A 14,586-nucleotide genomic window follows, 5' to 3' on the forward strand; every position below is an offset into this window, starting at 1 on the left:
TATCTCATTAGGGCGCGGCAGGGGCAGAGGTTGGTGGGGGTAATGGTTGTCCTGTGGGACTTAAACCATATTTTGCCCCCAGTGATTGTAAAATTAGGCTCGCATCAAAGGCATCTTCAGGTGCAGATTTTTGATCTTTAAAACACTGAATGGTGTAAGACACTTGAGTCGGATCGAGGGTCACCACTTGCGGCATATCATAGAATGGGTCAGGCCAGAATGGTGCGCGACGATGATAATATCCATACGGCGAATAGCTATACGGATAGTAACTTGGTGCAGGGTAAACCACGGCTTGTCTAGGTGGTTTCTGGCTACGGTTACTCGGATCATCTAAAACTTTAAAAAAGCGAAAACCGTGTTGCAGCGTGGTTTGTGCTGCTTTCACCAAAGTAATTTCTTCTGCAGTGCCAAAACTCATGTTATGACCCGCTAAAAAACTAATCCGATAGGTTTGCGCATTCAGTGGTGTGGTGCTGTATTGCCCCAACTGCTCAAAGCTGAGCGGTTTAGAGGATGTCGTGGCACAGCCTGTAAACAGCAAACTGCTGGCAAGGGCAAGACCGAGTAGGGAATATTTCATGTGAAAGCTCCTGTACACATCAACCAGCCAAGACAAGCTCGCCAGTTAGAAACTGCTATTGGGTTGGGTTAAAAACTCAAGTTCTTCTGCACTCGAAGGACGTCCCAACACCTGATTCCGATGCGGATAACGCCCAAAACGGTCAATAATCACTTTATGTTTCAGTTCATAGCCCAACACGGTGGGGTCATTCAAACTTTCAAACAACGTTAATGCGACTTCGTGAATACGTTTGGATTCACTGTGCATAAACGGCATATATAGAAAACGACGTTCGGTTGGGTTTAAGTCCTGATCCAATTTTAAGTGAATCATTTCCTGTGCCAACACCAAGGCTATTCCATCTTGGGCAAAGGCACGCGGGTCATTACGGTATAAATTACGTGATAATTGATCTAAAACAATGATTTCTGCCAAACGACCTGCGGGTGTTTCGCGCCATGTCCATAGTTCTCCTTGTGCCGCTTGTTGCAGTACATCGGTAAATTTTTCTGCGAGCAGGGCATCAAATTCTGCGCTTTTGACAAACCAGTTCGGTTCTGCAGCAGGAGAAAACCAAAAATCTAAAAAATCTTGATAATTCATACGCTTTATTATTTACCTCTGTTCTTTTGATTATAAAATCACAAATTTAGCATGTCTTATAGTGCAACTTTGTGATAAAAAATTGCCAAATTAAAATTTATTGACGTTGACCACTTTATAAAATGTCAGCATGCCCCAAAATCATCATTTTGTTAGAAAAAACAGCCCAAGCGCATGTGCTGATGCCAAATCAAGTTATACTTGAACGGTAGCAATTTCATCTCAGATCATCTGCATGATAGAGAAAATTGCCACCGACCCAAAATCAGCCTGTGGTTTATGTCGTATTTGTAGTGTATTGGATTAAGCGAGAGTGTAATGAGTCAACCCGAACCAAATGCGCAAGATGTTCTACCAACATGGGTAGACGCTGCGTTGCTTCAAGGGATGTTGCGCGGGATTGAACGCGAAAGTCTGCGTATGCAAAGCGATGGCTTCTTGTCGCAGCAAGCACATCCTCAAGCCTTGGGTTCGGCACTCACACATCCGCATATTACTACGGACTATTCCGAAGCGTTGATGGAGTTCATTACTCCACCGCAAAGCAGCATTCAACACGCGCTTGATTATTTGCGAGATATTCATAGCGTGGTGCATCAGCACTTAGGCGAAGGTGAAAAACTTTGGCCGCTGTCGATGCCATGTATGCTTGATGAAACCGATGACGGTATTCCACTGGCGCAATATGGCAGCTCCAATATTGGGCGCTTTAAAACTTTGTATCGCCGTGGTTTAGGTGTGCGCTATGGTCGCCGTATGCAGACCATTTCAGGGGTGCATTATAATTTATCCTTCCCTGAACATTTATTTGCCGCCTTGCAACAACATGAAAGTGATGAGCAGCTCAAAGCACTGAGTTTGCAAGATTATCGTAGTCATCGTTATTTAGGTTTAATTCGTAACTTTATTCGTTTAACACCATTGGTGATGTTTTTAGTCGGTGCAAGTCCATCGGTTTGTCAGTGTTTTATGACGGGGCGTGAACATCATTTGCTGCCGTTGTTAAGAGGCACGTTGTATTTACCGTATGCGACTGCATTGCGTATGGGTAACTTTGGCTATCAAAACTCGGCGCAGAAAAAACTTGGTATTCATTACAATGATTTAACGGGTTATTTGGATGGTTTGCAAAAAGCCGTAAAAACCCCGTACTTGCCATTTAGCCGCTTAGGTTTAGATGATGCCACGGGTGAGCCTATTCAAATTAATGACCATGTGCTGCAAATTGAAAATGAGTACTATAGTTTAGTGCGCCCAAAACAAGTGCCACAAGAGGGTGAAACCCCATCTCAAGCACTTGCCAATCGTGGTATTGGTTATGTCGAATTACGCGCGGTAGATGTTAATCCGTATAGCCCAATTGGGATAGATGAACATACCGCAGGCTTTTTGGAAGTCTTAGCATTGTATTGTTTGTTGCAAGACAGCCCAGCCTTGTTAGATGCGGAACAAAGCATCATCGAAAAAAATCAGGCCGAAGTGGTCAATCGTGGGCGTGCGCCAAATGCGCACATTCAAGAGAGCGATGTTAAAACCCCAATTGAAGCGTGGGGACAGCAGTATGTCACCGCCATGCAACCTTTGGCTGCTTTACTCGACCAAAGTTATGCGACGCAGCTGTATTCTCAAGCTTTAGAACGCATGATGGCGCGTTTACATGAAGTCGATGAAACTCTGTCGGCACACATGATTGCCGATACTATTCGTCATGGCGGTACGTGGGGCTTTGGCAGTTATATGGCGCAGCAACATGCACATGCGTATGAGCAACATGCGCTGCGTCCTGAAACACAAACATATTTTGATGAAATTGCAGTGCAATCTATTCAGCAACAACAACAACTTGAACAAGCACAGGGTCTGAGTTTTGCAGACTATGTCGCACAATATAGATAACAGCTCAGAGATTTAAACATGCAATTGAGTTATCGTCTGCTAAGTGGTGTTTTATTTTTAGCCAGTGTCATTGGGATGACATTTGCATTGTATTTAGAGCATGTGCAAGGTTTAGCGCCGTGTCCACTGTGCGTTTTTCAGCGGGTGGGCTTAATTGCATTGGGTTTGGTTTCACTGATTGCTTTTGTGCATAACCCTAAATCTAACGTGGTTAAGCGTATTTACGCGCTGTTCGGCAGTATTGGAATTTTATGGTCAGTGGGTGTGGCAGCACGGCATGTGTGGCTGCAAAACTTACCGCCCGATCAAGTGCCAAGCTGCGGTCCAGGGCTAGATTATTTGGTAGATGCCTTACCCATGAAAGCCGTATTGCAACAAGTACTGTCGGGTTCAGGTGAATGTGCTGTGATTGACTGGACGTTCTTAGGGCAGTCTTTACCTGTGTGGTCATTGCTGTTCTTTAGCGTGTTGGCGATCATTAGTTTATGGCAATTGCTGCGTAACTATCCTTTTGTGGCATCGACTACATTTGGCAAAGTGAAGAAAAAATAAATTCCGGGAGCCTACCCACTGAATTGATAAAAATGCGTCATCCATAAAATTGCGATGGCGCATTTTTTTTGTGTATCTGTTGATAATCTATCTAAAAATCATCGTGTTGTAGCGTATTTTGAACTGTTTAGACTATGTTAGGTGAGCGCGATGCCTTCTAAGCTTGACCAATCACCAATAAACTCACGAATTTGCTGCTCTGGCACTTCTTCATGCGCAGGATAAAACCATTTCACCAATTGCTCAGCCACACTCGGATGATATTGCAACTGAAAATGGTTCAGACCATAGAACACAGCTTTGTGCGATTCAGGCAGTTTTAATTGAAAACGTGGGTTAGGATGTTCCCCCAAAGCACTTTTTATACTGACTAAATAATCGCCAATGACTTTGCGGGTCAGGTTCTGCTTTTTCTCAAACTCAATGCTGCCTGCCACGAAATAAGCATTAATATGGGTCGGCAAAGGTGCGGGTTTGCGGTTGTCATCGACCTGTCCAATTCGTGCCTGATTATGTTCCCAGTCATCATCTCGCACACTGCCATAGCGCAAATCTAAAATGCCGTTGCTGCGAATATTGACCAGATGCCCGACAATTTTCACAATGGGAAAGCGACCTAATTTTTCCTGTAAATGGAAACCAAAACGCTCCAACACTGCTCCGTGATGTGGTGAGCCTAAACAGACCAGATTTTCGACCAAGTGAATCCAGTGCTGCAAATTTTGCTTGCCGTAAAACAGCGCACTGCGCGACACCAAGCCACCCATGCTGTGCCCAATTAAATCAATACTGGTAATTTTAGGATGACGCTGAATTAAATCATCTAAGGTATTGGCAAGACTGCGGCCATTGGCAGAAATGCGACGCCCTGTATTGTAATTCAGATATAACATGGTGTTATGGTCACGTTGTGCCAGTAATTTTTCACCAAAACCACCAAATTGGTGTGTAGTCCAATCGAGGTGATTGCGGCATAAACCGTGCACAAAAATTACCACACGTCCAGACAAATCGCCTTGTTGGACTTCGCCATAATGGTCATAGAGCACCATAGGTAAGGCGAGCGGATTTTGCTGTTCGAGTAGATAATCTCCCAGTACGCCATTCAGTACACCGACTAAAAAATGCAGGCTTGGCGTGAGTGCTTTGTCATGTAAGTTGGGAAATTGCGCAATGATTTGACGTAAACCTGGTGCAACAAAGTGATAGCCGTATTGTTGTAAGCTGTGGAAGGCAAACTTATACAACTTTTGAAAAGTTGCGGTTTTTTGAAACTTTTGCGAGCGTTGTTCGCTCATGCCAAATACGCTGAGCAAAACTTCACGCTGAATGGTTTGAATCACTTCGCTCATCACGGCATTCAGGCGCGTGCTGACCAACTGTGCCAAGCCTTCTAAGATATCGGCCTGACTTGGAGGTGTACGATCCCATCTACAATACGTTTCATGCAGCGGTGTTAAACTTGGCATACTGTGTTGCCCCTTGTGTTCCCATATACCGAACGCTTTATTTTTACTTGGGTTCGCGGTATAAACTCAAGGGTCTGCTGGCATTTCATGAATTTACAGAACTGCAAATTTTTAGATGAATTGTCACCAAACCCGATACTTTTATTTTATCGTGTTCATCTTGAACTACTTGTAAAATACCGATGACTGCCAAGATGTTCGCATCTTTTTGTCTAACAATTGCATTTTTCCATGAAAATTAAATTAAAAACGCAAAATAAGTGCTGTATCAGCCAAAAATTGAATGGTGTTACTAAGAAATGTCGCGCATGAATTTAATTTATTTACATGGTTTTCAAAGTAGTCCTTTGTCCATGAAAGGGCAGCTATTGTATGCCTATGTGCAGCAGCATCGCCCTGGTATTCAGATGCATTTGCCCGATTTAAATGCTCCACCTTTAGAGGTTTTGGCAAACGTATCGGCATTGATTCGACGTTTGCCCAATGTGGCATTGGTGGGCAGCAGTCTAGGCGGCTTTTATGCGACACAACTGGTCGCACAGCATCATGTGCCTGCTGTTGTGATTAACCCTGCTATGCGACCATGGCAATTGTTTCAGGACTTGTTTGGCGATGTGCTGCCCTATGTGGTACATCCGAACTGGAGCTTAACTGCAGCGCAATTGGATGACTTAGCAGACATTGCGTTGCCAGTTGCGCAAGATGCAGACAAAATATTGGTGTTATTGCAACAAGGCGATGAAGTTTTGGATTATCGTGAAGCGCAGCGTTATTATAGTGCTGCCTCACCTTCGGCCATGATCATGACTGAAGCGCACGGCAATCATGCCATGGATGATTTTGCAGACAAAATTCCGATGTTACTGCAATTTTTATCGGATTCCCTAGCTTAAGGAAACAGTACAACGTGTCTCAATATACCGCTCAATCTCTTGAAGTTTTATCTGGTTTAGATCCAGTACGTCGTCGCCCGGGCATGTATACCGACACCACACGTCCGAACCATTTGGCGCAAGAAGTTATTGATAATGCGGTGGATGAAGCACTTGCAGGGCATGCCAATAAAATTACCGTAAAAGTCTATAAAGATGGCTCTTTGTCGGTAGAAGACAATGGCCGTGGTATGCCTGTCGATATTCACCCAGAATACGGGCAAAGCGGGATTGAAATTATTCTGACCAAGCTGCATGCAGGCGGTAAGTTCAGCACCGACAACTACCAATTTTCGGGTGGTTTGCACGGGGTCGGTATTTCTGTAGTGAATGCCTTGTCCAGTCGGGTTGAAGTGACCGTACAGCGTCAGGGCAACCTGTATAAAATGGCTTTTGATCAGGGCGAAGCTGCTGCACCTTTAGAAGTCTTGGAAGGCAAAGCCCCAAAACGTGCTTCGGGTACGTTGGTACATTTCTGGCCTGAAGCTAAATATTTCGATTCACCTAAATTTGCGCTAAAAGCCTTAAAACACAATTTAAAAGCCAAAGCGGTACTAGCTGCAGGTTTAGAAATTCATTACATTGATGAAATTAACGATGAAAAAATTGTCTGGCAGTTTGAAAATGGTCTAGTCGACTATTTGATGGATGAGCTGGAAGATCGAGAGATTGTACCTGCCCCTGCTTTTGTGGCGACAGGTGAGGCAGAGCGTGCCAGTGCAGAGTTTGCAATTTGCTGGAATGTAGAAGGCGGCGAGCAAATTCAAGAAAGTTATGTCAACTTGATTCCGACTGCGCAAGGCGGTACGCATGTCAATGGACTACGTTCTGGTGTGACCGATGCTTTACGTGAGTTCTGTGAATTACGCAATTTATTGCCGCGCAATTTAAAGCTATCTGCCGAAGATGTTTGGGATGGGGTTAACTACATTTTATCGTTAAAGTTCCAAGAGCCGCAGTTTTCTGGGCAGACCAAGGAGCGTTTATCGAGCCGTGAAGCGGCAAGCATTATGCAGAATATCGCCAAAGATGCCTTTGCCTTGTGGTTAAACCAAAATTCTGACATTGCCATGCAATTGGCAGAAATGGCAATTTCCAAAGCAGGTCGTCGTTTAAAAGCAGCGAAAAAAGTAGAACGTAAAAAAATCGTTTCAGGCCCAGCTTTGCCGGGTAAATTAGCCGACTGCGTGGGACAAACCCGTGAAGAATCGGAACTGTTTATTGTAGAAGGTGACTCTGCAGGTGGTTCTGCTAAGCAAGCGCGTGATAAAAACTTTCAGGCGATCATGCCAATTCGTGGAAAAATTTTAAATACGTGGGAAGTGTCTTCGGACGAGGTTTTGGGTTCGCAGGAGGTACACGATATTGCAATTGCGATTGGGGTTGACCCAGGTAGTGATGATTTATCTGAATTGCGTTACGGTAAGGTTTGTATTTTGGCCGATGCCGACTCAGATGGTTTACACATTGCCACTTTGCTGTGTGCTTTATTCGTGAAACATTTCCCAAGTTTGGTGGAAGATGGGCATTTATACGTCGCCATGCCGCCGTTATTCCGTATTGATGACGGTAAAGATGTGCATTATGCGCTAGATGAAGATGAGTTAGAAAACACGCTGAAAAAAGCCAAAACCAAAAATCCGCAAATTACCCGATTTAAAGGTTTGGGTGAAATGAATGCCAGTCAGTTACGTGAAACCACGATGGATCCAAATACACGCCGTTTGGTGCAATTGGATTTGGATGATAGTCATTTTACCGCAGGTTTATTGGATAAATTGCTGGCTAAAAAACGCTCTGCAGACCGTAAAGTGTGGTTAGAGCAAAAAGGTAATTTAGCCGATTTGGCGGTTTAAGCTGATTTAATTTAGAAAAAGCATCCATTATTTCAAAAAAGTAATGGATGCTTTTTATTGTAATTTTGATTGGTGTTTATAATTCAATATTTTCAGGCCATAAAAAATATCCACCATATTGACTGGTTTTAAATTCTGCACCTACGTCTTTGCCTTGTTGAGTGAGTATGTGCTTTCCAGCATCATTGATATTTAATAAGCCTTTTTCGGTAAAATGAGCCAACAATTCATTGGTTTTCATTTTATGTTTTGCTGCAAGTTTAGATGATGTTAATTTACCAACATTATTGTCATTGGTTTCTTCAACAGATTCATTTGTTGGTTCGGCTTTCACTTCATCTAAACTAATTCTAACTTCATCACTAATACGAATAATACGTTGCGCTTCTTCATAAGCATCTTTAAAGACATCTTGATCTTCATATTTGCGAATCAAAATGCCCATTTCGTTATTATTAATTTGGCTAAATTCATAAAGATTTAGACTAGAAATAATACATTCAGATTCATTGAGATAGCATTTAGCATGTAAGTTTTTACAAAAACTGAGCCGAACAAAATCAAGTTTTTGCATCCATTTTATTTCATCAGGATGTAAATCACTTTTTCCATAAACGATTCGAATATCAATTTTGAGTCGATCTTTATCTTCAAGTAACTCTTTAATACGGTCATTTAAACGTAAATATGGGCTAATTAAAATTAACCTTTCTTTGGCATTTTTTATCAGTTCTTCTAAGAAAAAATTGGTCGCGCTCGTATTTAAAAACTTAGCCATTTAACCCTCCTCATTGTGTCTAAATTATTATGTCCTGAGTATAGCGAATTTATTTAGGTAATGATTTGATGATTAAAAATATTCTAAAATTGAGGCGAAAAAAATGGAGCATCTTGTGCTCCATTTTTTATTGATCCTTAACTAAAGAACCAATATACAAATAATGAAATAATAAATACGCACATGACGTTCAACACCATGCCCACACTCATCATTTCACTTTGTTTAATTTGACCTGTACCAAATACAATCGCATTTGGTGGCGTTGCCACAGGTAACATAAAGGCACACGATGCACCAATACCAATAATCACCACTAAAATTTCTTTTGGAATACCCATTTGGTCTGCAATTGCAGCAAATACAGGAACCAATAACGCAGCAGACGCTGTATTACTGGTAAATTCAGTTAAGAAAATAATGAAGATGGTCACCGCAAAAATCACTACCAATGGCGAAGTATCACCAAAGGTATTGGCAAGGGTTTGACCCAATACCAAAGATGCGCCTGAATCTTTTAAGATCGCACTGAGGGTTAAACCACCACCGAACAGTAATAACACGCCCCAATCGGTATTTTCAGCCACTTGCTTCCAAGACGCAGTACCTAGCATAACCACTAAACATGCAGCAGTTAATGCAGTCCATGTATCGGGTTGGCTAATACCAAAGGTTTCGCTAAGTTTCTTGCCGAAAATCCACGCCACTGCAGTACATACGAATAAAATCATCGTTGCAACACGGGTTTTGGTCCAAGGAATTACTTCAGTTTCAAAATGAATTTTTTGATTTAAATTTGGACGCAATACCAAATATAAGCTGACCAACATTGCTGGTAGCAAAATCAGCATCATTGGTAAACCAATTTTCATCCAGTCAGCAAAGTCATAGTCTAACGCTTTGGCTGCAATAGCGTTTGGTGGCGAACCTACCAACGTACCCAAACCACCTAAACTGGCAGAGTAGGCAATCCCCAATAAAATGAAAACGAAGGTTTTACGCTCTTTAGTGGCATCGAGGTGTGATAACAAACCCAGCGCCAACGGTAACATCATCGCCGCCGTGGCTGTGTTGGAAATCCACATCGACAACGCAGCAGTGACAATAAAAATAGATAAAACCGAAATCCCCAAGTGACCGCCCGACATGGAAATAATCCACATCGCAATTTTACGATCCAGTTTCTGAATGTGCAGTGCAGTCGCTAAAGCAAAACCACCAAAGAACAGGAAAATAACAGGATCGGCAAAAGTCGCCAATGCCTTGCTGGTGCTAATTGGCTCAAGCACTTTGCTGGCATTTTCAACAGGCATGCCCAAAATTACGGCAAGCACCGGCACCAAAAGCGCGGTAATGGTAATGTGTACAGCTTCGGTGAGCCATAAAATACCAATAAAAAGCAACAGACTTAGACCCTTATTTGCATTTTCATCATAGGGCAAGACATTGTATAAACCGAAAGAGAGCAGGGCTGCAATTGCAACAATCACCCAGGTCTTGATCAGTTCTTTTCGCTTAATATTGGCTGGCACTTCTATATGGTTATTTTCCATAGAAGTTCACTCCGTCAAAAGGAATTAAAAGAAAAGAGGGAAGATTGGTCGATGCAAACGACCGAAGCAGTCTGAATAGACTGTTTTTTAAGCTGGTCTTAATTATAGGTGTAAATAATTATTTAAGCCAAAAAAAATCTAAATAATTTTCCATTTGTTATGTTTATTGGTCTGATTTATATCAATAAAGCAGGTGATTTTTGGATGATGAATGCTCCCTGAGCAATCGCATAAAGTGCCATAAAACCCAATAATGTAAATACAATCTGCTTAAATAATGTCTGGGAAATTTGTTTACGAATCAGACTGCCGATATACACCATCAGCACAGAGATGATGCAAATCAGGGCTAAAACTTGTAATTGAGTGTGGTTAAACTGTTGAATTACTGGATATAAAACTGCCAATTGAATGAGTTTGGAAATAATAAAGTTTAAGTTGCTAATCACCACAATATCGGTTTTGCTGTGTTGAGTGCTGAGTAAATACATCATTAGAAATGGTGCCATGGCATTGGTCGCACCACCAATCACACCTGCCAGCAAACCAAAAATCAGCATATTTTTGAGTGAGGCAGAAATTTGCAAAGGACGTTGTCGAAATTGATCGGCCACGTACAATAAAATCAGTACGCCCATTGCCAATTTTAAATAACCTTCGTTCAGAATGAGCAGCAAACTGACGCCCAAATAGCTGCCAATCAGCGCACTGAAGATTAAACCCCAATATTTTTTGCAGTAGCCATATAAACTGCTGAATATAGATTGTGTGGCATCGCCCCGCAGCATGTACACGTTAAGAAGCAAACAGGGAATCAGAACCAAAGCAACCGCAGTACTGAGTGGATATAACATCGCCACCGCAGCCGTACTGAGCATAGGAAAACCAAAACCGCTCATGCCATGCAAAATTGCAGCAATCGCACAAAACAGCAGAATAATGAAATCGGTTTTTTGCATGTGGGCTTCACAGTGCTTTTTATTTGAAATTTAACTCAATGTAGCGGAGTTTTGCGCTAAGTACAAATGGGTTGCATGGTTATGAGCAAAGCATATTTATTGGAAACTATTTTAATGACCAATAAAAAAGCAAGACCGAAGTCTTGCTTTTTTGAACAGAGAAAAATACAGCTTAGAAATGGTATTTGACCAATGCGCTGACATCGTTTTGATCTACGCCTTTAATACCAAACTTGTTGTTCCAAACAGAGTGTTCGATACCCACGTATAATTTGGTTTTAGGTGAAATGTGTTTGCCCACATTCCATTTATATTGAGAAGTCCAGTTTAATTCGCTGGCATGGTCATCTTCTGCAGTAGACCAGTCTAGGAAGGCATCAGCCAAGAACTCTTCTGAACCAATTTTAAATGGTACAGCATAAGTGATGGTCATTTGATAATCATCTTTAGTGAGATCGTTGTCTGCTTTGTAGAAATTTACATTTGCATATTGCGTATATGGAATGTCTAAAGCAAAACCAATACCGTATAAAAAGTTATTGAATTCAGGATTAGCACCGTGTCCAGCATTATGTTCCCAAGTAGTTGCAATGAGAACATCTTTCACTGGGCCAAAAGATAAGTTTTGACCTGTAGTTTCACCCAAGCTTAAACGTGGCGCTAATTCAAAATAGGTTGAGTCATCATCATTGCCATCCCATTGTTGGTCAACGAAGAAGAACACATCAGAATATTTGAGTTTAGCTGCATATTCAGCAGTAAGAGTCGTACGATCTTCTGTACCTAATTTATAGTTTTCACCATAAAGAGCAGTCAGGCTAGAATCTTGCCAAATCGGTGCAGCTTGCGTAAAAATTGCAGCAGTGGAGATTGCGCACAGCGCAGCAATATGTGTAAGTTTCATAAAAATAGACCCCAATAAAAGCGTTTCAAGGATACAGATTCTTTAGCAAAAATAAAGCAAAATTCGATTATTGACGGGTCATTTTGGGGTGTTTTCTATCAGCTTTTGGGTTGAATACTTTTTAAACGATTTAAAACCAATGGTCAAAATGTAAAGGTGAATATTGCAGGTGTGACTAAACCCTTTAAAAGCATCAAGTTTCTCATTGGCAATAGATTGAACAACGTAGTGCTATCCAAATTGATCGCTTATTGAACATCTAAGCTGAAATTGGTGATAAAAGGGTTATTCTTTTGCTGCTTTTCTATAAATATCGCTTGCATATTTTTCAGATAGGCCCGATATTCAAGGTATAGGGACACGGTTCTGCAGAATTAAAAGTGTTCATCATTCACGTAGGAGGAAGTGATTCCAAACTAAGTTGAAGATGTACTTTATGCTGTAAAAACAGCACATTATAAACACGCCAAAACATATATATAAAATTATGTGTAAGATTTTGGCACAACAAGATTCAGAAATAACGAACGCAAGAGGATGAAATCATGAACATTGAAATCCGTACCGATAAAAACATTCAAAACAGTGATCGATTAATTAGTTACGTTCGTGAAGAACTGAATAATGAATTCCAACGCCACAGTGAGCGTATTACCCATTTTTCAGTGCATTTTAGTGATGAAAATGGTGAAAAAGGCGGTGATGACGACATTCGTTGTATGATTGAAGCACGTCCAGCAGGTTTAAAACCAGTGGTTGTGAATCATCGTGGTCATAATATTGATACAGCCATTCACGGTGCGATTGACCGTTTAAAACGCAGCCTAGAACATGCGTTTGAGAAAAATGAGAATCCTCGTGGTGCTCGCCCAGAATTTGTAGATACAGATGTTGGTGGCGACGACGAATAAGGATCAGACAGATTCCAAGAGCCTCGCAAATTTTGCGGGGCTTTTTTGTGTTTGCATGCAGCCAATGCACTAAATTCACGATTTGCTGACATTTATCTCATACAAATGTCGCTTTATTGGGCATAATAGTTCTAAATTAAACATTGAATAAGAGAGCTCTCTGCATGTTAACTGCGCAACAACAAGTCTTGGTGCAAGCAATAGAAGAATTAGACCTTGCCCAAGTGCAACGCCTATTGGCAGACGGTTTAGACCCTAACTTTATGGATGCCGAAAAAGGCCCTGTGATTTCAGTCTGGTCAGATGGTTTATTTCAATGGTGGGAAAAAGTCTGCGAAGCATACGAAGCAGGTCAGCCACTCACAGAACAGCAAAAACAGCAAGATTTGCAAGTGCATTTAGATATTTTAGAGGCATTGATTCAAGCCAAAGTGAATTTGCACTTATGGGATGCCGAAGAAATTTACGGCCCATTGTGGGATGCAGCTTCTGCAGCATGTGTTCCTGCAGTGCAGCGTTTATTGGATGAAAAAGTCGATCCAAACAGCAAAGATGAAGATGGTTTAACCATTTTATCTTCGATTAGTGATTTATTGTTTGATTGTGATTTTGATGAAATTCAGTGGTCGGATGCTTTGCCAGAAGAACAACAGACTTTAGAATTGTTGCGTCGTTATGGCGCAAAAATGAGCAAAGAATTGACCTAAGAGCAGAGATAAAAATATGTCAGTATTAAAAACAGTTGGGTTAATCGTGGCGGCAGGCATCAGCATGCAGGTGAGCGCGGCAGATTTTGAGTTTGATCGTCCTGGTGCAGGAGTGAGTACGGGTATTACACCTGTAGGGAAGTTGGCTTGGGAACAAGCTTTGCCAAGTGCAAGTTATCAAGAAAGTAACGATGCTTCGGGCGAAAAAGTTAAAACCACTCGCCTTAATGCTGACATGCTGTTACGTACAGGTTTGGCGCAAGATTTAGAGTTACAGCTGGGCTGGCAAGGGCCTGCATGGAGCAAAAGCAAAACTGCAGGTCAATCGGTTGAAGATGATGGTTTGGGTGATGTCAGCATTGGTTTAAAACAAGTCATTGACTTAAATGATGACAAACTTTCTATGGCCGTGTTGTTGCAAGCGCTAATTGCCACAGGCAATGATGGCTTTAGCGAAGAAGATGATATTTATAGCTTGGGTACGGCAGTCAGCTATCAATACAGTGAGCTGTTAAAAACAGGCATCAACATGCGTTACGATGTACAAAATAGCGATTGGGCGGTTACAGCAATTCCCAATATTCAGTATCGTTTAAGCGATCAATGGTCAGGTTTTTCAGAATTGGTCTATCGTAAAGCAGAAAGTCAGGACAATGAATATGGCTTAACTTCGGGGGTGATTTACGCACTGAATGAACGCACTCAGCTGGATGCCAGTGTCGGTGTAGATTTAGACGGTGCAGATAAAAGTTACCATGCAGGTTTAGGTATGGCGTTCTTGTTCTAAGCCATTTAAACCATTTAAAGCTTTAAAATACGTTGTATGTTGCAGCAGGCTAAACTCATCAAGCTTGCTGCAGATTCGTTTTCATCCTAATAAAGTTCATGCCGAGGCGAGCAG

The 14,586-nt window shown here is 41.7% G+C and carries 14 protein-coding genes; 7 read left to right on the forward strand and 7 right to left on the reverse strand.

All coding sequences use genetic code 11. The features are described 5' to 3' along the window. Window positions 1–7: 7 nt before the first annotated feature. On the reverse strand, window positions 8–583 hold the full coding sequence (locus FTU98_RS06265) for a hypothetical protein (protein WP_104852739.1): 576 nt from the start codon (window positions 581–583) through the stop codon (window positions 8–10). A gap of 45 nt (window positions 584–628) precedes the next feature. Next, complete coding sequence (locus FTU98_RS06270) at window positions 629–1,168, reverse strand: DUF924 family protein (RefSeq protein ID WP_131261222.1); 540 nt, start codon at window positions 1,166–1,168, stop codon at window positions 629–631. Between the two features lie 318 nt (window positions 1,169–1,486). Between FTU98_RS06270 and gshA the strand changes: the two genes are divergently transcribed. Further along, complete coding sequence (gene gshA, locus FTU98_RS06275; protein WP_167846414.1) at window positions 1,487–3,064, forward strand: glutamate--cysteine ligase; 1,578 nt, start codon at window positions 1,487–1,489, stop codon at window positions 3,062–3,064. Between the two features lie 18 nt (window positions 3,065–3,082). Continuing rightward, complete coding sequence (locus FTU98_RS06280; protein ID WP_131261221.1) at window positions 3,083–3,616, forward strand: disulfide bond formation protein B; 534 nt, start codon at window positions 3,083–3,085, stop codon at window positions 3,614–3,616. Between the two features lie 137 nt (window positions 3,617–3,753). On the opposite strand, the gene FTU98_RS06285 is transcribed toward FTU98_RS06280, so the two are convergent. Further along, a complete protein-coding gene (locus FTU98_RS06285) occupies window positions 3,754–5,085 on the reverse strand; it encodes an alpha/beta fold hydrolase (protein ID WP_154320171.1) in 1,332 nt (443 codons plus the stop codon). A gap of 308 nt (window positions 5,086–5,393) precedes the next feature. On the opposite strand from FTU98_RS06285, the gene FTU98_RS06290 reads away from it, so the two are divergent. Next, the gene (locus tag FTU98_RS06290; RefSeq protein ID WP_179988760.1) at window positions 5,394–5,978 is read left to right on the forward strand and encodes a YqiA/YcfP family alpha/beta fold hydrolase; all 585 of its coding nucleotides are present in this window, start codon (window positions 5,394–5,396) and stop codon (window positions 5,976–5,978) included. Between the two features lie 14 nt (window positions 5,979–5,992). Continuing rightward, window positions 5,993–7,873, forward strand: a complete 1,881-nt coding sequence (gene parE / locus FTU98_RS06295; protein ID WP_004974183.1) for a DNA topoisomerase IV subunit B — start codon at window positions 5,993–5,995, stop codon at window positions 7,871–7,873. A gap of 76 nt (window positions 7,874–7,949) precedes the next feature. On the opposite strand, the gene FTU98_RS06300 is transcribed toward parE, so the two are convergent. The 4 genes from FTU98_RS06300 to FTU98_RS06315 all read right to left on the reverse strand — a co-directional run bounded on the left by FTU98_RS06300 (window position 7,950) and on the right by FTU98_RS06315 (window position 12,067). Further along, complete coding sequence (locus FTU98_RS06300; protein ID WP_004974184.1) at window positions 7,950–8,651, reverse strand: phospholipase D family protein; 702 nt, start codon at window positions 8,649–8,651, stop codon at window positions 7,950–7,952. 137 nt (window positions 8,652–8,788) lie between these two features. Next, window positions 8,789–10,204, reverse strand: coding sequence for a DASS family sodium-coupled anion symporter (locus FTU98_RS06305; RefSeq protein WP_004974185.1), 1,416 nt, complete (start codon window positions 10,202–10,204; stop codon window positions 8,789–8,791). A gap of 176 nt (window positions 10,205–10,380) precedes the next feature. Continuing rightward, window positions 10,381–11,163 carry a sulfite exporter TauE/SafE family protein gene (locus tag FTU98_RS06310; RefSeq protein ID WP_167846412.1) on the reverse strand — a complete coding sequence of 261 codons (783 nt, stop codon included), beginning with the start codon at window positions 11,161–11,163 and terminating at the stop codon, window positions 10,381–10,383. 172 nt (window positions 11,164–11,335) lie between these two features. Continuing rightward, window positions 11,336–12,067 carry an outer membrane protein OmpK gene (locus tag FTU98_RS06315; RefSeq protein WP_180050744.1) on the reverse strand — a complete coding sequence of 244 codons (732 nt, stop codon included), beginning with the start codon at window positions 12,065–12,067 and terminating at the stop codon, window positions 11,336–11,338. Between the two features lie 545 nt (window positions 12,068–12,612). Here FTU98_RS06315 and FTU98_RS06320 point away from each other — a divergent pair. The 3 genes from FTU98_RS06320 to FTU98_RS06330 all read left to right on the forward strand — a co-directional run bounded on the left by FTU98_RS06320 (window position 12,613) and on the right by FTU98_RS06330 (window position 14,472). After that, a complete protein-coding gene (locus FTU98_RS06320) occupies window positions 12,613–12,978 on the forward strand; it encodes an HPF/RaiA family ribosome-associated protein (protein ID WP_004974190.1) in 366 nt (121 codons plus the stop codon). A 164-nt stretch (window positions 12,979–13,142) separates the two neighbouring features. Further along, window positions 13,143–13,685 carry an ankyrin repeat domain-containing protein gene (locus FTU98_RS06325; protein WP_167846411.1) on the forward strand — a complete coding sequence of 181 codons (543 nt, stop codon included), beginning with the start codon at window positions 13,143–13,145 and terminating at the stop codon, window positions 13,683–13,685. A gap of 16 nt (window positions 13,686–13,701) precedes the next feature. After that, on the forward strand, window positions 13,702–14,472 hold the full coding sequence (locus FTU98_RS06330) for a transporter (protein ID WP_180050747.1): 771 nt from the start codon (window positions 13,702–13,704) through the stop codon (window positions 14,470–14,472). The last annotated feature ends 114 nt before the right edge of the window (window positions 14,473–14,586 follow it).

It is taken from the genome of Acinetobacter sp. YH12211, from assembly GCF_013418015.1.
GTDB lineage: Bacteria > Pseudomonadota > Gammaproteobacteria > Pseudomonadales > Moraxellaceae > Acinetobacter > Acinetobacter towneri.

Excerpts from the sequence above, each read along its gene's own strand:
- FTU98_RS06265 (WP_104852739.1), bottom strand. The coding sequence starts at position 583 with ATGAAATATTCCCTACTCGGTCTTGCCCTTGCCAGCAGTTTGCTGTTT.
- FTU98_RS06270 (WP_131261222.1), bottom strand. The coding sequence starts at position 1,168 with ATGAATTATCAAGATTTTTTAGATTTTTGGTTTTCTCCTGCTGCAGAA.
- gshA (WP_167846414.1), top strand. The coding sequence starts at position 1,487 with ATGAGTCAACCCGAACCAAATGCGCAAGATGTTCTACCAACATGGGTA.
- FTU98_RS06280 (WP_131261221.1), top strand. The coding sequence starts at position 3,083 with ATGCAATTGAGTTATCGTCTGCTAAGTGGTGTTTTATTTTTAGCCAGT.
- FTU98_RS06285 (WP_154320171.1), bottom strand. The coding sequence starts at position 5,085 with ATGCCAAGTTTAACACCGCTGCATGAAACGTATTGTAGATGGGATCGT.
- FTU98_RS06290 (WP_179988760.1), top strand. The coding sequence starts at position 5,394 with ATGAATTTAATTTATTTACATGGTTTTCAAAGTAGTCCTTTGTCCATG.
- FTU98_RS06300 (WP_004974184.1), bottom strand. The coding sequence starts at position 8,651 with ATGGCTAAGTTTTTAAATACGAGCGCGACCAATTTTTTCTTAGAAGAA.
- FTU98_RS06305 (WP_004974185.1), bottom strand. The coding sequence starts at position 10,204 with ATGGAAAATAACCATATAGAAGTGCCAGCCAATATTAAGCGAAAAGAA.
- FTU98_RS06310 (WP_167846412.1), bottom strand. The coding sequence starts at position 11,163 with ATGCAAAAAACCGATTTCATTATTCTGCTGTTTTGTGCGATTGCTGCA.
- FTU98_RS06315 (WP_180050744.1), bottom strand. The coding sequence starts at position 12,067 with ATGAAACTTACACATATTGCTGCGCTGTGCGCAATCTCCACTGCTGCA.
- FTU98_RS06320 (WP_004974190.1), top strand. The coding sequence starts at position 12,613 with ATGAACATTGAAATCCGTACCGATAAAAACATTCAAAACAGTGATCGA.
- FTU98_RS06325 (WP_167846411.1), top strand. The coding sequence starts at position 13,143 with ATGTTAACTGCGCAACAACAAGTCTTGGTGCAAGCAATAGAAGAATTA.
- FTU98_RS06330 (WP_180050747.1), top strand. The coding sequence starts at position 13,702 with ATGTCAGTATTAAAAACAGTTGGGTTAATCGTGGCGGCAGGCATCAGC.